This is a genomic window from Dactylosporangium sp. CA-139066 (genome assembly GCF_050936175.1).
In the GTDB taxonomy this organism is placed as follows: Bacteria; Actinomycetota; Actinomycetes; order Mycobacteriales; family Micromonosporaceae; genus Dactylosporangium.
The window spans coordinates 4,256,734-4,274,438 of record NZ_JBNJNH010000001.1 but is presented as its reverse complement, the minus strand read 5'-3'; the positions used below and the strand labels follow the sequence as shown (position 1 = coordinate 4,274,438).

Below are 17,705 nucleotides of genomic sequence, written 5' to 3'. Positions count from 1 at the left end.
GCAGATCCGTCAGCGGTAGCCGGCGGCCACGATGTTGGCCTGCACTGCGTTCTCGGTCGCGTCGGACGGATAACCGGCGACCATGGCGCCCTCGTAGAAGGTGCCCGCGCTGAGGTTGGCGCCGCCGCCGGGCTTGCAGCAGTCACCGCCGCTACCCAGGATGATGGCGCCCTGCTTCTTCATCGGGCTGTACCCGTTCGGCAGGCTGCCGTCCCAGAGCGTCGTGAGACTGCCGGACTGGGCGTTGCTGCCCTTCATGGCGAAGCGCGAGGTGCCGTTGTTCTTCAGCGTGGCGGTGACGAACTTGCTGGCGAACGCCCGCTGGTTCGGGTTCCACGACTGGCTGCCACCCGGGTACAGGCCCCACTCGAGGTCCGCCTGGACCCACGGGCCGGAGCCGGAGCAGCCGCCGAACCAGCACTGGGTGCTGAAGTTGATGGCGTCCATGGCCCCGGCGGCGTCGGCCTTGCGGGTGGTCTCGCTGTTGCCGTAGTCGAAGCAGCAGCCGCCGTTGACGTGCCCCCCGCTCGTCACCATGTACATGCCCTCGGGCGCGGCTCCGGTCGGCACGCCGGTGAGATGGCCGTCTCGCCAGTAGCTGTTGCCCGGATTGATGTACAGCGAGTAGGCCTTGCTGCCGCCGATCGTCAGCGACTCCGAGGTCGCCTTGGCCGGGCTGCTCTGGCTCGAGCCGGGCACGACGCTGGAGCCCTGGTACCACAGGTCGTTGCCGCGCCCGGACTGGTCGTACACGACGGTGATGACACATGTGGTGCCGGCGCAGAACGAGTCCTGGGCCGCGGCGTTGGCGGCGCCGCCCGCGCTGAGCACCCCGATGTCGCGGGTGGCGTTGTCCGATGAGCGCCGGACCTGGTACAGGTTGCCGGTGTACGCCTGGAAGAGCCCACGGGTGGTGCTGTGCGCGGCCACGCATGGCGTTCCGCCGGCCGCGTAGATGTCGCACGGGCCGGCACCGGGCGGCGGCGTGGTCGTCGTCGACTGGGTCCACTGCTGATTTGCTCCGCCGTTGCAGCTCCAGAGGATCAGTTTCGTGCCGTTGGCGGTCGCGGCACCGCTGGCGTCGAGGCAGAGCCCGGACTGCACCCCGGTGATGGTGCCGTTGGTGTTGAGGTTCCACTGCTGGTTGGTCTGCCCGTTGCAGTCCCAGATGATGACGGTCGTGCCGTTGGTGGTGCCCCGGCCGTTCGCGTCGAGGCATTTGCTGCCGTACACCTGCAACTGCTTGTTCGACGTGTAGGTCCAGGCCTGGCCCGTCTGACCGCCACAGTCCCACAGCTGCACCTGTGTGCCGTTGGCGGTGCTCGAGTTCGGCACGTCCACGCAGCGACCGGACTGCCCGCCGACGATCGGCGTGGCGGTGCCGACCGTCGCGGCCGACGCCGCCTCGCCGGTGGTCACCAGCGTCACGCCGCCGGCGATGAGCACGATGAGCAACGCGCCGAGCACAGACGACCGTCGCGTGTACCGGGCACGCCGCCCGGGCGGGAAGATCATGCCCGCTCCTCGAAGTGATGTAAGGCCTGAGTGGGTGGTCGGCCGCGGTGGCCGGCGCGGGCCGGCGGTGTGATCAGACACCGGTGACGGTCCAGAGGTTGTTGGTGTTGGTGTTCGGCGCCCACAGGCCGACGGTGGAGCCGACCGTGGCGTTGCCCATGCCGTCCAGGGCGGTGCCGGTGCCGCGGTTGATGATCTGGTACCGGCCACCGCCCGTGTCGTTGAGCCGCCATTGCTGGTTGTTGCCGCCGTTCCAGGGCGCCTGCATGGCGTTGGCGCCGTTCGCCGTGTTGCCCCAGCTGTCCACCACCATGCCGTTGGTGCGGTTGACGATGCGGTACCAGCCGCTGCCGAGCGCGACGAACTGCCACTGCAGGTTGGTGCTGCCGTCGTAGTTCCATTGCTTGACCACCGATCCGGAGGCGACGTTGCCGCCGCCGTCCAGGACGAGGCCCGTGGTGGCGTTGCTGACCCGCGCCCAGCCGGTGGGGATTCCGGCACCGCCGCCGTTGCCCAGGGTGGGGATCGTCCCGGAGAAGGTCAGCTTCAGCACATACGCAGGGGCGCTGAACGGGGCGCTGCCCGGCAGGGTGACGTGCAGGCCGCCGCCGTCCTGGCTGCGGGTCGGCAGGTCGATGTAGGTGCCGGCCGCACTGCCCAGCAGCTGCACCGACGCCAGGGTGCTCAGGTTGATCCGGTTCGAGTTCAACGTGGTGATGGTTGTCGAGCCGCCGGGCCAGCCGAGCACGGTGGCGTACAACACCCGGTTGTCCTTGCTCCGCGTGAAGCGGAAGTCCTGTGCCGTGCCGGTGCGCGGGGTCTGGAACGAGCCGCCGCCCATCTGGGTCGGACCCTCGCCGTAGGCGCTCCAGGCACGGGTGGCGTAGATGGACTCACCGAAGCGCTTGAGGTAGTCGCCGATGCCCCGCAGGACCGTCTGCTGTCCGGAGGGGATCGTGCCGTCGGCCATCGGCGCGATGTTGAGCACCATGTTGCCGTTCTTGCTCACCCGGTCGATGAGGGCGTGCAGCAGCGCGTTGGTCGAGTAGTAGCCGATGCCGACGGTGTAGCACCAGCTGGAGCTGGAGATGCTGTCGTCGGTGAGCCAGTACGGGCTCTGGATGCCGGCCGGTCCGCCGCGCTCGTAGTCGAAGACCTCGCCGTTGGTGTTGAAGCCGTCCTTGTAGGTGGCGACGACCTCCTTGCCCCAGGCGACCGCGCGGTTGTAGTAGTACGACAGGAAGTCGAGCCGGCGCGACTCGGGCAGCTGCGACAGGTTGAAGTCCTGCCACAGGATGTCCGGCTGATACCCGTCGATGACCTCGCGGAGCTTGTCGTACCACAGCTGCTGCTCGGCGGCCGCCCCGAGCTGGCCGTAGAGCTTCTTGAGACTCGCGTCCGACTGCGCGGGCACCCACTGGTAGTAGCCGGTGAAGTGGTACGCGTGGTGCATTGCGACCATCAGCTTGAGGCCCTTGCCGCGGATCGCGTCGGCGTGCAGGCGCAGCAGGTCCAGCCGGGGCCCCTTGGCCACCGAGTTCCACTCGTTGGCGCTGCTGTTCCACATCGAGAAGCCGTCGTGGTGCTCGGCCACCGGACCGGCGAACCGGGCGCCCGCGTCGACGAAGAGCTGGGCCCAGGCGTTGGGGTCGAAGGCGCCGCCGGCGGAGGCGAGCTTCGGCGCGAACTGCACGAAGTTGCCGGCCTTGTCGCGGGCTCCGTTGATGAAGTTGTGGTACGGCCACACCGAGGGATCGCCGTACACCGCCTTGTGGTGGTTGTTCTCGTTCGAGCCGTTGTTGTACATGTTGCGCGGGTACCACTCGTTGGCGTAGGCCGGGACGCTGAACACGCCCCAGTGGTAGTAGATGCCGAACTTGGCGTCCTGGAACCACTCGGGCGCCGGCGGGTGCTGGTCGACCGACGACCACGCGGCGGAGTAGCTCGTCGGCCCGGGGATGGCGGCCGAGGCGGCGACCGCGCGCAGGAGGCCGGAGGAGCCGAGCGCGGTGGCCGCTCCGGTGGCGCCGAGGGCGGTCAGCAGGGACCGCCGGGTGAACGGGGTGCGGGACATGGAGATGCCTCCAGAAGAGATGCGGTTGGCGCAGGCGGGCGCCAGACATCTGACGTTAAGTACGCGTATAGCCGTTCGTCAACGCCTCGCGGGTCCTCAAACGGTGCATCTCAACGTCAGACATCAGATGTAAGGCGGACGGCGGGCGGCCCAGGGCCGCTCGCCGCTGAAAGTGCCATGCCTCAGGCGCGCTGGCTCCACTGCTGGTTGGAGCCGCCGTTGCACGACCAGAGAATGATCTTCGTACCGTTGGCGGTCGCGGCCCCGTTGGCGTCCAGGCACAGGCCGGACTGCACGCCGGTGACGGTGCCGTTGGCGTTGAGGTTCCACTGCTGGTTGGGCTGGCCGTTGCAGTCCCAGATGATGACCGCGGTCCCGTTGGCAGTGCCCTGGTTGTTGGCGTCGAGGCACTTGTTGCCGTAGACGGTCAGCTGCTTGCTCGACGTGTAGGTCCAGCGCTGGTTGGAGCCGCCCCAGCAGTCGTACAGCTGCACCTGCGTGCCGTTGGTGGTGCTGGCGTTCGGCACGTCCACGCAGCGGCCGGACTGCCCGCCCACGAGCTCGACATTGCTCTGCCCACCGCCGCCGCCGCTCGACGTCGAGTATCCGGCGGCGGTGATGTTGGCCTGGACGGCGTCCTCGGTGGCGTTGCTCGGGTAGCCCGACGTCATCACGCCCTCGTAGAACGTCCCGGCCGAGCCGTGGCTGTTGTCACCGCCGATGCCCAGGATGATCGCGCCCTCCTTCTTCATCGGGTTGTACCCCGACACGTTCGGCCGCTTGCCGTCGTAGAACGTCGACAGCCCACCCGACTGCGCGTTGCCGCCCCGGATCGCCCAGTGGTTCGCCTCGCCCTTGACGATCGCCGTCGTGAACCGGTAGTTCACCGTCGGATCGTTCGCGTTGTAACCAGCGTTGACGCCGGAGTACAGGCCGTTCTCGAGATCCGCCATGATCCACGGACCGTTGCCGGTGCCGTAACCCCAGACCTTGATGTTGCCGAAGTAGATGGCCTCCATCGTGCCGTTGCCGTTGTCGCGGCTGTTGCGCTCGGCATTGCCGTAGTCGAAGCAGCAGCCGCCGTTGTAGTGCGTGCCGTCGAAGATGGCGTACATCCCCTCCGGCTGGTCACCGGTGGCGATGCCGTTGGTGTTGTTGTTGCGGTAGCCGGTGCCCGCGGCGACGTACACGCCGTAGGCCTTGTGGCCAGCGACCGTGACCGGCGCCGCCGTCGCGTCGGCCAGGTTGTCGTAGCCGCCCGCCGCGGGGCCGGAGAAGCCGCCGGGCGGCGCCTGGGTGAGGTGGTTGTTGCGGCCGGACTGGTCGTAGATGACGGTGATGAGACAGCTGGTGCCGGCGCAGAAGGAGTCCTGCGCGGCCGCGTCGGCGTAGCCGCCGGCGCTCAGCACGCCGATGTCCCGCGTGGTGTTGTCCGAGGCCCGGCGCACCTGGTACAGGCGGCCGCTGTACGACCCGTACAGCGCCCGGGTCGTGCTGTGCGCGGCCACGCAGGGCGTCCCGCCCGAGCCGTAGATGTCACACGGGCCCGACGTCGCCGCCTGCGCGGTCGTCGACGCCGCGAGCGCGATGGCCGTTCCGGCGACGACCGTGGCCGCGGCGGCCACCACCGTCGTCACCGGACGCCGCAGTCTTGTGCTGATCTCCATTCGGTTCCTCCGTCTGGGCACCACTGGAGGTGGCGGGTTTTGGGGTGTGAGGATCTCGCCGGCGGCGCGAGGCGGCCCCGCCCCCGATATCGGGGCGGGTCGCGACGAGCGGCGATGTTAGCGCTCACATCGATGTGCACTGAATTTGCCAGACTCCTGCGGAGGCTGGCAAGCGGCCGACGAAAGGACCATTTTCCCGGCGCCGGCATAACGGTTTTTCAGCGGGCGGTGTCCACCCGGCCGACCCACCACAGCACGGCCTCGTCGCGGGTGCTCACCCGCAGCTTCAGATAGATCTGGCTGACCCGGTTGCGGACCGTCTTCTCCGCCAGCGCGAGGCGCTCCGCGATGGCCCCGTTGGCCTCGCCGGCCACCAGCAGCTCCATGATGTCCAGCTCCCGCGGCGTCAGGATCGACCGAGCCGGGTCCGGCCCCATCTCCACCGGCCGGGTCTGCACGTGGTCGACCACGGCGGCCAGCGGCCCCGGCGAGAGCCGGCTGTGCCCGGCCGCTGTCGCCCGGACGGCGTCGAGCAGGTCGGCCAGGGTGTACTGCCCGTCGACCAGGATGCTGCGCACGCCAGAGCGCAGGACGGTGAGCACCTCCGCGGGGGAGATCGCGGGCGTCACGACGAGCATCGGCGGTCGGGGCGCGGGCAGCGCCGCCAGAGCGGCCAGCTCGCGCACGGCCGCGGGCGTGGGCAGGACGATCAGGTTGGCGGCCGCGCCGTCGCCGTCACGCACCTCGGCGAGCCGCCGGACCTCGACGCGCTGCACGGCCGGGCGGATGAGCTCGGCGAGCGCGTCGCCCGCTCCGCCGATCACCAACGCCGTCGCCATCATTCGTGCAATTCTTGCAAAAAATCGTGAGAGAACCAGTGCGACCTTTTTACCCGACCGTTCATCACACCTTTCCCGTCTCTTTTTCGACCGCCCGACAACCGTTACGAAAAGACTCCTCGCCGGGTCGCACCGGCGCGCATCGGAAAAGATGCGCATACGATGTGCGGCCGTTATCGATAATCGACCGGTCCGGGTTGGCGTTGCGACGCATGCCCTGACACGCTCCCGGTGCGCCGGCGGCGGTCCGGCCTTCCGCGGGAAGACCGGACCTCCGTCGGTTCACTGCGGTGTCAGCCGCGGGTCCACTTCTGGTTGGCCGCGCCGAGGCAGTCCCAGATCTGCACCTTGGTGCCGTTGGCGGTGCCGTTGCCGCTCACGTCGAGGCACTTGTTCGCCCCGACCGCGGTGATGGTGCCGTCGCTGTTGAGCCGGAACTGCTGGTTGGTCTGACCGTTGCAGTCCCAGATCTCCACCGCGGTGCCGTTGGCCGTGCCGCGACCGGTGACGTCCAGACACTTCGCGCCGCCGTACACCCGCAGCTCGCCCGCCGCGGTCGACGCGAACTGCTGGTTGGTCTGGCCGTTGCAGTCCCAGATCTCGGCGAGCGCGCCGTTGGCCTGCGACGCGCCGGTGATGTCGAGGCAGCGGTTCGACGCCTGGCCGCGCAGCGCAAACGTGCCGTTCGGCGCCGTCCCGCCCGGGCCGGCCGCGGCCATGACGGCGCGCGCGCCGCTCGGCCAGTTGCCGCCCGTGACCACGACCGTGCCGGAGTTGGTGTTGCCCCGGGAGCCGGTGGTGACGTTGGTGGTGCTGCTCGTGGTCCAGTTGTTCGTGAGCGTCAGGTTGCCGGTGTTGTTGTTCGCCCAGGCTTGCGTGTACGCCCAGGTGCCGATGTTGTCGAGGACGTTGTTGGCCGCGGAGACGTAGCGCGAGCCCTCGTCGAAGTACATGCCGAGCCAGCCGTTGGTGTTGCGGAAGTAGTTCTGGTTGACGGTCGTGCCCGGGTTGGCTGACAGGTTGTAGAACGCGCCGCCGTCGGTCATCTGCTGCACGACGTCGTGGACGTAGTTCGCCGTGACGCGGTTGTTCGCCGCGACCGTCGCCGTCGTGTACTTCGGCTGGTAGTTGTACAGCCCGCGATCGACGTAGTCCTGGCTGCCGCCGGGGTCGTTGGCACCCCAGCCGTAGCCGAGCGCGATGCCGGAGTACGGCAGGTTGTACACCTCGTTGTTGGCGATCGACGAGCCCGCGGTGTAGGTCATGAGCAGCCCGACGTGGCTGCGGTAGTCGATCGCGACGTCGTGGATGACGTTGTTGCTGACCACGATGTTGCTGTTGGTCATCCGCGAGTCGCTGGGGTGGTGGGCATCGGCCTGCACGCCGCCGACGACGATGCCGCCGGCCGCGAGTGTGTCGAACGTGTTGCCGGTGACGGTGATGTTGCTGGCGCCGAGCCCGACGCCGGTGGCGTTGGCGTTCGCGTCGTTGCCGATGCCGAGCCCGACCTGGCCGAGGTCGGTGTAGCGGTTGCCGGCGAAGGTGATCGCGTTGGCCGCCGACACCTGCACCGCGGCCGGCATCTGCCGCCAGGCCGGCCGGGTCGCCTCGAACAGCGGGCAGCCGGACTGGCACGACGTCAGGGCGTCGGACGGGCGGTTCCAGGTGCCGTAGATGTAGGCGCCGGTCTGCTGGTCGGCGTAGCCCTGGCTGGTGCTTGGCTGCAGCCAGCTGGTGTAGGCGAACTGCAGGCCGGTGAAGGAGATGTTGTGCGCCGGCGCGGCGTAGGTGCCGCCGACCCGCAGCAGCGACTCCAGGCGCGGGAGCTCGACGTCGGCGGTGGTCACGTCCTGCCCGGCGAGAGGCTTGTAGTACAGGTTGCCGGCGGCGGTGTCGAGGTACCACTCCCCCGCGCTGTCGAGAAACTCGCGGGCGTTGGCGAGGTACATCGGCCCGGACCGGAAGGGCTTGCTGAGCGTGTCGTAGCCCCACGTGTTGTTGTTCCACGCCGGCTGCTGCAGCGTCAGCGTGTTGTTGGCGATGGTCTGCACGGGCACGTAGCGGTCGGTGAACGAGTCGACGGACTCGACCTCGACCCGGCTCTTGTTGGCGAGGTTGTTGAGGTACGACAGCGCGCCGTTGGTGAAGCTCAGCCCGGTGGTCGTGGCGGTGAAGTCGCCCCGGTTGACCTGGGTGCGGGCCCGCGTGGCGAGGCGGCCGTCGACGTAGAGCTGCCGGGTGTCGAAGCCCGTGCCGACGGCAGCCCGCCAGATGTTCTGTCCGGAGTCGGCCAGCGTCCAGCCGGTGACCCGCTGGCCGCCGGAGATGACCGGGCGGGCGCCCGTCGCGGCCTGCCAGGAGACCGTGTAGCCACCGGTGCCGGAGTCGGCGGCGGTGAACGTCAGCGGCGCGCTCAGCGTGTACGTGCCGCCGGCCAGCTGCACGACGATGTCGCCGGTCATCGACGGCACGGCGGCCCGCACGGCGGTCTGCGCCTGGGCGAGCGAGCACGGCTGGGCGGCGGAGCACGCCGTGCCCGACCCGGTCGGCGACACGACGAGCGTGGTCATGACGGCGGCGGCGGCCGGCGGGGCCAGGGTCGCCAGCACGCCGGCGGCCAGCAGGCCGGCGGCCGCCACGCCGGCGGCGGTGGAAAGTCGGCGCGTTGTTCGCAGTCTGGGCACGGGGGTGCTCCTTCGCGAGACGGGACGGAAGAGGGCTCGCCGGTTGGCGGCCGGACGAGGCGCATTCAGCTCAACATAGGTATGACGTATTATCAACCGCGGCCCGCCGCCCACATAGTGTTATGAGCGGCGGGCCGGACGGGTCGCCGAGCGCGTCAGGCGCGGCCCCACTTCTGGTTGTTGCCGCCGTTGCACGTCCACAGGATGACCGGTGTGCTGTTGGCCGTACCGGCGCCGCTGGCGTCGAGGCAGAGGCCGGACTGCACGCCGGTGACGGTGCCGTCGGCGTTGAGGTTCCACTGCTGGTTGGCCTGGCCGTTGCAGTCCCAGATGATCGCCCGGGTGCCCGCCGTCGTCGCGCCGCCCTCGGCGTCGAGGCACTTGGTGCCGTACACCTGCAGCTGCTTGCCGGACGTGTACGTCCACTGCTGGTTGGTGCCGCCGTTGCAGTCCCACAGCGCGAGCTGGGTGCCGTTGGTCTGCGACTGCGACGGCACGTCGAGGCAGCGGCCGGCGTTGGTGTTGCGCAGCGGGCCCGTGGACCCGCCGGTGGAGCCGCCGGACCCGGCCACCACGCTGAGGTTGTCGAACTGCGCCGTAACGCCCTGACCGGTGCCGAAGCCGACCTGGCCCGCGCCGTAGGCGGAGTCGGTGGCGCTGCCGACGGTGGCCCCGTCGATCGCGGCGGTGATCGTGCTGCCGGCGAAGGTCAGCGCGAGGGCGTGCCAGCGGTTGAGGCCGAGCCCGGCGACGCTGCCGCTGCGCAGGGTGCTGAGCTGGCCGCCGGTGCTGTTGCGCAGGATCGACCAGGCGCCGCCGTCGGTGACGCGCAGGTAGTAGGCGTTCTGGTTGCCGATCGGGTCGAGGTTCTGGCTGCCGACGCGCCCTTCGAGCTGCACGTAGCCGGACTTCTCCAGCAGCGCGTCGGCCGAGACGGTGTAGTTGCCCCAGCTCAGGTTGCCGCCGTAGGTGCTCGGGTCGGCGAGGGTCTTCCAGGTGATCGGCGCCTGCGGCGAGGACTGGCGCAGGCACACGCCGGAGCGCCCGCCACCGCACGCGGCGGTCTCGAATGCGCCCTGCATGTCCTGCAGGTACTTCGGCATCCGGCCGGTGGCGTAGCCGTCGAAGTTGTCGGCGTAGGGCAGCGCCAGCGCGCCCTGGGCCGGGCTGGTCGCGGTGCCCTTGCCCTGGCCGGTCGTGGTGGTGATGCTGTACAGGTAGCCGGGCTGGACGGTCAGGGAGAAGGCGCCGCCGGACGGGGTGATGTCGGTGGCGTGGCGGAACTGGTCGGCGGCGTTGCTCGAGTTGAGGTTCGTCGACCACACGTGCACGGTGCCGGTGGACAGCCCGCCGGTGACGCTGAAGTTGAGCGTCTGCGCGGCGCTCGCGTCCATGGTTTCGATGATCGTGCTGTAGTCGGTGTTGTTCGTCGACTTGAGGCTGACGTAGCTGCCGTTGTTCCGGTTGCCGCCGATGTAGCCGCTGGAGGAGTCGAGGTACTTCCAGCCCGGCGCGGTGAACTGGGTGGTGTGGGCGAGCGCCCAGGTGTCCTTGCCGACGGCGTACCAGCCCGACCACGGCTGGTTGGCCAGCACCAGCCCGACGGTGCTCCACGGCAGGTTCGGGGTGATCGCGGCGATCAGGTCCCAGTTGAGGTAGGCCGTCATCCTGCCGTCGATGTAGCCGCGGTTGATCCCGCGAGCGAGGGGTTTGGCGCCGTCGTTGTAGTCCTGGGAGCCGCCCTCGCTGTCCCAGAGCGTCTCGCCGGAGTTGGTGGCGTTGGCCGATACCGTGCAGGTGCTCTGGGCGCTGAGGTAGCCGCACGGGTAGTGCCCGCTGAGCACGTCGATGGCGTTCCGCAGCGAGGCGTTGCTCACGACCGCGTTGGCCGGGTTCCAGCTGCCCGGGTAGTCGTCCCCGTAAATGATCTTCACGCCGCTGTAGCCGCTGGCGTTGAGGGCGCTGCGCAGGTTGATGGTCCAGTTCGCGTCGGTGCGCTTCTCGTTCTGGGCGGCGGTGAGGTAGTCGATGGTGAGGTTGTGCTGCTTCGCGCAGCCGAGCCACGCGATCAGATAGTCGATCATGTCGGTGGACATGAAGTTGCCGTTGCCGATCCAGCCCGGCGCGCCCCAGGCCAGGCCGGCCAGCTTGATGCCGGGGTTGCGGGCCTTGGCCTGCTCCATGATCCACCACTCGTAGCCCCGGTTGCAGTTCAGGTCGCCCCGGAAGTGCTCGTGGCTGGGCTCGGCGCCGCTGGTGGAGTTGGTGTCGCCGCCGATCTCGACCTTGAGGATGTGCAGGGCGGCACCGTAGCCGGGCGCGAACAGGTAGTCGAGGATCTGGGAGCGCTGCGGCTCGGGGTAGTCGATGAGCAGCCGGCTGTTGCCGCCGCCGCCGCTGACGGCGCCGACGCCGTCGAACGTGCGGCCGGCGGAGGCGCCGTTGACGGTGATGGAGGTGGCGGCCGCGGCCGGCCCGGCAGACACGGCGACGATGCCGGCCGCGGCCAGCACGCACGCGGCCAGCCCCACTCCGAGGCCCGACAGGCGCGGGCGGATGCGTTTGGCGAGAGGCACGTGAGGGTTCCTTCCGTGTGCTCACACGGCGGTGACGGTTCTGCTGGCGGATGGCGCCGCGGCGGTGGCGGTGTTCGGCGGCGCTGGGCGGCAACGCCCGCGCGCGCTCCGCGGCACCCAGGGGGAACCCCACCGTAAGGCGTCATACGTCATACGTCAACGCATTGCATCATATTTCTTCCATCAATTCACGGCCGGAAATCCGTTATCCCGTCAAGACCGGGTGAGTCGCATTTCTTGGCATGCCCCGTTGTGAATCCGTTACGCCTGTTCCACGCTTGACCCAGGTATGTTCGCGGCCGTAACAAACCGGTCCCTCGACGATTACCGAAAGGGTTTACGACCGTGTCCAGAACACTCCGGCTCCTGGCCGCCACCGCGTTGGCGGCGCTGTTGGCCACCACCTCCGCCTGCAGCAAGACCCGTAACGACAACGGCGACACCGCCGCCGACAGTGGACCCGCGCTGGTGGGCATCGCGATGCCCACGCGCAGCCTCGAGCGGTGGAACAATGACGGTGCCCACCTCGAGGACCTGCTGAAGAAGGCCGGGTACAAGACCTCGCTGCAGTACGCGGACAACAAGGTCGACCAGCAGATCACGCAGATCCAGAACATGATCAACGACAAGGCGAAGATCCTGGTCATCGCCTCGATCGACGGCACCGCGCTCGCCCCGGTGCTGCAGACCGCGGCCGACAAGAAGATCAAGGTCATCGCGTACGACCGGCTGATCAACTCCACGCCGAACGTGGACTACTACGCCACGTTCGACAACTACAAGGTCGGGCAGCTGCAGGGCCAGTTCATCGTCTCCCAGCTCGGCCTCGACCAGGGCAAGGGCCCGTTCAACCTCGAGCCGTTCTCCGGCTCCTCCGACGACAACAACGCGAAGTTCTTCTTCGCCGGCGCCTGGGACGTGCTCAAGCAGTACGTCGACAGCGGCAAGCTCGTCATCCCGTCGGGTAAGAAGCTGGCCAGCAACGACGACTGGAAGACGGTCTCCATCAACGGCTGGAAGTCCGAGGGTGCCCAGGCCGAGATGGACAACCGGCTGAACTCGTTCTACACCGGCGGCAAGAAGGTCCAGGTCGTGCTCTCCCCGAACGACTCCCTCGCCCTGGGCATCGCGCAGTCCCTCGACTCCCACGGCTACAAGCCCGGCGGTGACTGGCCCATCCTCACCGGCCAGGACGGCGACCTCGCCAACACCAAGAACATCCTCGCCGGCAAACAGTCCATGACCGTGTGGAAGGACACCCGGACCCTGGGTGACCAGGTCGCCAAGATGGTCGACGCGATCAGCAAGGGCGGCACCGTGGAGACCAACGACACCAAGACCTACAACAACGGCGTCAAGGTCGTCCCCTCCTACCTCCTTCCGCCCGTCGTCGTGACGAAGGACGATGTGAAGTCGAAGCTCGTCGACTCCGGCTTCCTGAAGGCCTCCGACCTGGGGCTGTAGACCCAGCAACGCGCCCGGCTTCCCGCAGTGGGCGGGAGCCGGGCGTCAGCTCAACCGGCCCGGACGCTCGAGCGGCCGTAGACATCGACGACCTTGCCCGAGCAGCAGAGCGACGAGCGGCTTCGCGCATGCACATGGGCCGAGCAGAATATGGCACTCCCAGCAGCTCACCTTGCAAATTTCGGTGCTGGAACGACGTAACAATTTCCCGCCGGAAAAGTCATCAACGATTTGTGTTATGCACGGCGGCCGGCCGGAGTCGCCACCCGTTTCTGCTTGACGCGGCGGTGGATCGTCCACGACAGTCAACGTCCGCAACGTGGGACGGCGGCCGGGCCCGGCCCGGCCGCCGGAGGTCGGTTCTGTGGGTGCGATGTGAGTATGCGAACGACCGGCACGACCGGCCCGGGCCTCGTGGAGGCGGCCCGGGCCGGCGACCGGCACGCCCTGGACGAGCTCATGGCGCTCAGCCTGCCGATCGTCTACACCATCGTCCACCGGGCCCTGGACGGTCATCCCGACGCCGACGACGTCGTACAGGACACGATGCTGCGAGTGGTGCGGCAGCTGCCGTCGCTGCAGAGCGCGCAGCGCTACCGGGCCTGGCTGGCCGCCATCGCGGTGCACCAGGTGAGCACCCACCTGCACCGCCGGGACGTCGCCGACCGGCGCGCCGCCCCGCTGGAGGCGGCCGCCGCCGTCCCGGCCGACGGCGCGCCGTTCGAGGAGCTCACCGCAGTGCGGCTGCTGCTGTCGCAGCAGCGCCGCCAGGCCGAGCGGGCCGCCCACTGGCTCGACCCGGACGACCGGGCGCTGCTGTCGCTGTGGTGGCTGGAGGCCGCCGGTGAGCTCAGCCGCACCGAGCTGGCCGACGCCCTGCACGTCAGCGTCGCGCACGCCGGCGTGCGGGTGCAGCGCATGCGCCAGCAGCTCGACCTGAGCCGGGAGATCGTGGCGGCGCTCGAGGCCCGGCCGCGCTGCGCGCAGCTCGAGGCCGTGGTGGCCGAGTGGGGCGGCGCGCCCGGCCCGCTCTGGCGCAAGCGCATCGCCCGCCACACACGCTCCTGCCCCACCTGCGGCCGGGCCGCGCAGGACATGATCCCCGCCGAACGGCTGCTGGCCGGGCTTGCGCTGCTGCCGGTGCCGATCGGGCTCGCGGCCGCGCTGCTGGGCCGGCTCGCGCTCGGCGCCGCGGCACCGGCCGGCGCCGGCGTGACCGGCGGCATCGGCGCCGGCACCCAGGCCGGGCTGCTCAGCCAGCTGCTGAAGGCGTTCGCGGCGCATCCCGTCGCGGCGGCGATCGCGGGGGCCGTGACGGCCGGCGCTGTCGTCACGGTGGCGGTCCTGCCGGCCGGGGCGCCGACGACCTCCGGCCTGGCCGCGGCGCCCTCCTCGGCCCCCGCCGTCGCGGCGAGCGCCGGCCCGCCCGACGCCCCGTCGCCGCCGCGGCCCCCGCGCTCCAGCGCCGCCGCCCCGTCGCCGACCCGCGCGCCGACCCTGGCGCCCGGGCACAGCGTCTCGCTGGAGTCGGCGGAGGTGCCGGGCCGGTTCGTGACGGCGGCCGACGGCCTCGGCGTCCTGACGCCGCTCGGCCCGACCAGCGCCGATGCCGCGCGCCGGCCGGCCACGTTCGCCGTCGTCGCCGGCCTGGCCGACCCGGCCTGCGTGTCGTTCCGCGGCGCCGGCGGCGGCTACCTGCGCCACGCGTCGTGGCGGCTGCGGCTCAACCCGGACGAGGGCACGCCGCTGTTCCGCAGCGACGCGACCTTCTGCCCGCGGCCGGGCGCGGCCCGCGACTCCGTCCTGCTCGAGTCGTCCAACTACCCCGGGTGGTTCGTCCACGCGCGGGGGGACGAGCTGTGGGTGGACCAGTCCGACAACAGCGCGGCCTTCCGTGCGGCGAGCTCGTTCTGGACCCGCGCCCCGCTGGCCCCCTGAACGTCGCGCCCCGGAAGTTCCCGGGCCCGCGCCGGGCGGCGCCGCGGGTCCGTGCACCGGGCGCGCGCTCGCCGGCCCGGCGAGGATCGCACGTCGGCGTTGACGACAGACGTCATACGAGTTACGTTTTGCGCCGATGAGAGCAGTCGTTTATCGGGGCGCCCGCCGGGTCGAGGTCGAGCAGCGGACCGCCGGGGAGCCGGGGCCGGGCGAGGTCCGCATCGCCGTGGCCTTCACCGGCATCTGCGGCACGGATCTGCACATCTTCCACGGCGACATGGACGCCCGGGTCGGCGCCGAGGCCGTGCTCGGCCACGAAATGTCCGGCCGGATCGACGCGATCGGGCCCGGCGTGTCCGGCTGGTCGCTCGGACAGCCGGTCACCGTGATGCCGACCCTCTCCTGCGGGCACTGCCCGGCCTGCCGGCGCGGCAACACGCACATCTGCCACAACCTGCGGTTCCTCGGCATCGACGCCCCGGGCGCCATGCAGTCGCGCTGGAACGTGCCGGCCGGCCTCGTGCTCGCCCTGCCCGAGCGGCTGCCGCTGGAGCACGCGGCCCTCGTCGAGCCGGTCGCGGTGGCCGTGCACGACGTGCGGCGGGCCGGCGTGTCCCGCGGCGACCACGTCGTCGTGGTCGGCGGCGGCCCCATCGGCACACTCATCGCCCTGGTCGCCCAGCGCGAGGGCGCACACGTCGTGCTGCTCGAACCCGACCCGTTCCGCCGCTCGGTCGCCGCCGAGCTCGGCATCGAGGCCCTCGACCCGGCCGAGGTCGACGCGACGGCGGCGATCGACCGGCGCACGGCCGGCGCCGGAGCCGACATCGCATTCGAGGTCTCCGGCGCCCCCGCCGGGGTCGCCACCGCGGTCGACGTCCTGGCCACGCGCGGCCGCCTGGTCATGGTGGCCATCCACTCCCAGCCCCGGCCGGTGAACCTGCACCGCATCTTCTGGCGCGAGCTGGAGCTGTTCGGCGCGCGGCTCTACCAGCGCCCGGACGTCGTCGCCGCCATCGAGCTCGTCGCGGCCGGCGCCGTGCCCGCCGAGCGGCTCATCTCCCGCATCGAGCCGGTCCCGGCCGTCGACGCCGCGTTCGCCGCGCTCGAGTCCGGCGGCGCCGTCATGAAGGTCCTCATCGACTGGCGGGAGCAGGACCGGTGACATCGCTCTTCGACCTGTCCGGGCGCACCGCCGTCGTCACCGGCGCGCGGCGCGGCATCGGGCTGGCCATCACGGAGGCCCTGGCCGCGGCCGGCGCCGACATCATCGGCGTCTCCGCGCGGCTGGAGCCGACCGGCAGCGAGGCCGAGCGGCGGGTTCGGGCCGCCGGCCGCGGCTTCACCGCGATCAGCGCCGACCTCGCCGACCGGGCCGCCGTGCACCGCCTGGCCGACGAGCTCAACGCCCGCGGCCCGATCGACATCCTGGTCAACAACGGCGGCACCATCGAGCGCAGGCCCGCCGCCGAGCACCCCGACGAGCTCTGGGACCGCGTGCTGGAGGTGAACCTCAGCAGCCAGTTCGTTCTGAGCCGGGCCATCGGCCGGGAGATGGTCGGGCGCGGCCACGGGAAGATCATCTTCACCGCCTCGCTGCTGAGCTTCCAGGGCGGCATCAACGTCCCCGGCTACACGGCCTCGAAGTCGGCGATCGCCGGGCTCACCAAGGCCCTGGCCAACGAGTGGGCGGCGCACGGTGTCAACGTCAACGCCATCGCGCCCGGCTACATCGCCACCGACAACACCCGGGCGCTGCGCGACGACCCCGACCGCAGCCGCTCCATCCTCGAGCGCATCCCGGCCGGCCGCTGGGGTCGCCCCGACGACCTGGCCGGCGCCGCCGTGTTCCTCGCCGCGCCCGCCTCGGACTACGTCAACGGCGCCGTCCTGCCCGTCGACGGCGGCTGGCTCGGCCGATGAGCGCGGCCGGCACCCGGGCACTGCCCCGCCGGCCCGCGGTGCGCCTGACCGGCCTGGGCTTCGGGGCGGCGCAGGGCGGCAACCTGTACCACGCCACGAGCGACGAGACGTTCCAGGGCGCCGTCGACGCCGCGTGGGACGCCGGGATCCGCTACTTCGACACCGCGCCCCACTACGGCCTCGGACTGTCCGAGCGACGGCTGGGCGCCGCGTTGCGCACGCGGCCCCGCGACGCGTTCGTGGTCTCGACCAAGGTCGGCCGGCTGCTCGTGCCGTCGCCGCAGACGGCGCAGCAGCGCGACCCGGAGGGCTTCGACGTCCCCGCCGCGCTGCGCCGCGAGTGGGACTTCAGCCGCGACGGCGTCCTGCGCTCGCTCGAGGCCAGCCTGCAGCGCACCGGCCTGGATCGGATCGACGTCGTGTACCTCCACGACCCCGACGACCACTGGGACCAGGCCGCGAAGCAGGCCGTTCCCGCCCTCGCGGAGCTGCGCGACCAGGGCGTCATCGGCGCCGTCGGGGCCGGCATGAACCAGTCGGCGATGCTCGCCCGGTTCGTCCGCGAGACCGACGTCGACCTCGTCATGTGCGCGGGGCGGTACACGCTGCTCGAACAGGGCGCCCTCGAGGACCTGCTGCCGGCCGCGACGGAGCGCGGGGTCGGCGTCGTGATCGCCGGCGTGTACAACTCCGGGCTCCTCGCCCGGGACCGGCCGCCCGCCGACGCCACGTACAACTACCAGCCGGCCCCGGCCGAGCTCATCGACCGCGCCCGGCGCATCGCCGACGCCTGCGAGGCCCACGGCGTCAACCTGCCCGCGGCCGCGCTCGCCTTCGTCCGCCGGCACCCCGCGGTCGTGTCGACCGTGGTGGGCCTGCGCTCGGCCGCCCAGGTGGAGCAGACGCTGCAGCGCGCCTCGGCCGCCGTGCCGGACGCGCTCTGGCCGGCCCTGCGCGCCGCCGGGCTGCTGCCGGCCGAGTAGCCCGCGCACCAAGCGCGCACGGGCCCCCGACCGTCCGCCGGC

At 70.8% G+C, this 17,705-nt stretch carries 11 protein-coding genes; 5 read left to right on the top strand and 6 right to left on the bottom strand.

All coding sequences use genetic code 11. From position 1 onward, the window contains the following. Window positions 1-9: 9 nt before the first annotated feature. The 6 genes from ACQEVU_RS19500 to ACQEVU_RS19475 form a co-directional block, all read right to left on the bottom strand. Window positions 10-1,515, bottom strand: a complete 1,506-nt coding sequence (locus ACQEVU_RS19500; protein WP_433325450.1) for an arabinofuranosidase catalytic domain-containing protein — start codon at window positions 1,513-1,515, stop codon at window positions 10-12. 73 nt (window positions 1,516-1,588) lie between these two features. Next, entirely contained in the window at window positions 1,589-3,589 is a 2,001-nt protein-coding gene (locus ACQEVU_RS19495; protein ID WP_433325448.1) for an alpha-L-fucosidase, read from the bottom strand. 182 nt (window positions 3,590-3,771) lie between these two features. Continuing rightward, window positions 3,772-5,256, bottom strand: a complete 1,485-nt coding sequence (locus ACQEVU_RS19490) for an arabinofuranosidase catalytic domain-containing protein (protein WP_433325446.1) — start codon at window positions 5,254-5,256, stop codon at window positions 3,772-3,774. Between the two features lie 218 nt (window positions 5,257-5,474). Further along, window positions 5,475-6,098, bottom strand: coding sequence for a LuxR C-terminal-related transcriptional regulator (locus ACQEVU_RS19485; protein ID WP_433325444.1), 624 nt, complete (start codon window positions 6,096-6,098; stop codon window positions 5,475-5,477). Window positions 6,099-6,388: 290 nt separating this feature from the next. Continuing rightward, entirely contained in the window at window positions 6,389-8,779 is a 2,391-nt protein-coding gene (locus ACQEVU_RS19480) for an RICIN domain-containing protein (RefSeq protein WP_433325442.1), read from the bottom strand. 155 nt (window positions 8,780-8,934) lie between these two features. Then, entirely contained in the window at window positions 8,935-11,310 is a 2,376-nt protein-coding gene (locus ACQEVU_RS19475) for a ricin-type beta-trefoil lectin domain protein (protein ID WP_433334992.1), read from the bottom strand. 390 nt (window positions 11,311-11,700) lie between these two features. Here ACQEVU_RS19475 and chvE point away from each other — a divergent pair, with 390 nt between their 5' ends. The 5 genes from chvE to ACQEVU_RS19450 all read left to right on the top strand — a co-directional run bounded on the left by chvE (window position 11,701) and on the right by ACQEVU_RS19450 (window position 17,663). Next, the gene (gene chvE / locus ACQEVU_RS19470; RefSeq protein WP_433325440.1) at window positions 11,701-12,819 is read left to right on the top strand and encodes a multiple monosaccharide ABC transporter substrate-binding protein; all 1,119 of its coding nucleotides are present in this window, start codon (window positions 11,701-11,703) and stop codon (window positions 12,817-12,819) included. A 381-nt stretch (window positions 12,820-13,200) separates the two neighbouring features. Further along, window positions 13,201-14,757 (top strand): sigma-70 family RNA polymerase sigma factor, encoded by a 1,557-nt coding sequence (locus ACQEVU_RS19465; RefSeq protein WP_433325438.1) that lies wholly within the window; start codon window positions 13,201-13,203, stop codon window positions 14,755-14,757. 136 nt (window positions 14,758-14,893) lie between these two features. Next, entirely contained in the window at window positions 14,894-15,922 is a 1,029-nt protein-coding gene (locus tag ACQEVU_RS19460; RefSeq protein WP_433325436.1) for a zinc-dependent alcohol dehydrogenase, read from the top strand. Further along, window positions 15,919-16,680 (top strand): 2-dehydro-3-deoxy-D-gluconate 5-dehydrogenase KduD, encoded by a 762-nt coding sequence (kduD, locus tag ACQEVU_RS19455; protein ID WP_433325434.1) that lies wholly within the window; start codon window positions 15,919-15,921, stop codon window positions 16,678-16,680. The genes ACQEVU_RS19460 and kduD overlap by 4 nt, the downstream gene beginning before the upstream one ends. Further along, complete coding sequence (locus ACQEVU_RS19450) at window positions 16,677-17,663, top strand: aldo/keto reductase (protein WP_433325432.1); 987 nt, start codon at window positions 16,677-16,679, stop codon at window positions 17,661-17,663. Before kduD ends, ACQEVU_RS19450 begins: the two co-directional genes overlap by 4 nt. Window positions 17,664-17,705: the final 42 nt, after the last annotated feature.

What these genes read in the sequence shown, in the direction of transcription:
- ACQEVU_RS19450 (WP_433325432.1), top strand. Translation starts at nt 16,677, where the DNA reads ATGAGCGCGGCCGGCACCCGGGCACTGCCCCGCCGGCCCGCGGTGCGC.
- ACQEVU_RS19500 (WP_433325450.1), bottom strand. Translation starts at nt 1,515, where the DNA reads ATGATCTTCCCGCCCGGGCGGCGTGCCCGGTACACGCGACGGTCGTCT.
- ACQEVU_RS19460 (WP_433325436.1), top strand. Translation starts at nt 14,894, where the DNA reads ATGAGAGCAGTCGTTTATCGGGGCGCCCGCCGGGTCGAGGTCGAGCAG.
- ACQEVU_RS19465 (WP_433325438.1), top strand. Translation starts at nt 13,201, where the DNA reads ATGCGAACGACCGGCACGACCGGCCCGGGCCTCGTGGAGGCGGCCCGG.
- ACQEVU_RS19495 (WP_433325448.1), bottom strand. Translation starts at nt 3,589, where the DNA reads ATGTCCCGCACCCCGTTCACCCGGCGGTCCCTGCTGACCGCCCTCGGC.
- ACQEVU_RS19490 (WP_433325446.1), bottom strand. Translation starts at nt 5,256, where the DNA reads ATGGAGATCAGCACAAGACTGCGGCGTCCGGTGACGACGGTGGTGGCC.
- ACQEVU_RS19485 (WP_433325444.1), bottom strand. Translation starts at nt 6,098, where the DNA reads ATGATGGCGACGGCGTTGGTGATCGGCGGAGCGGGCGACGCGCTCGCC.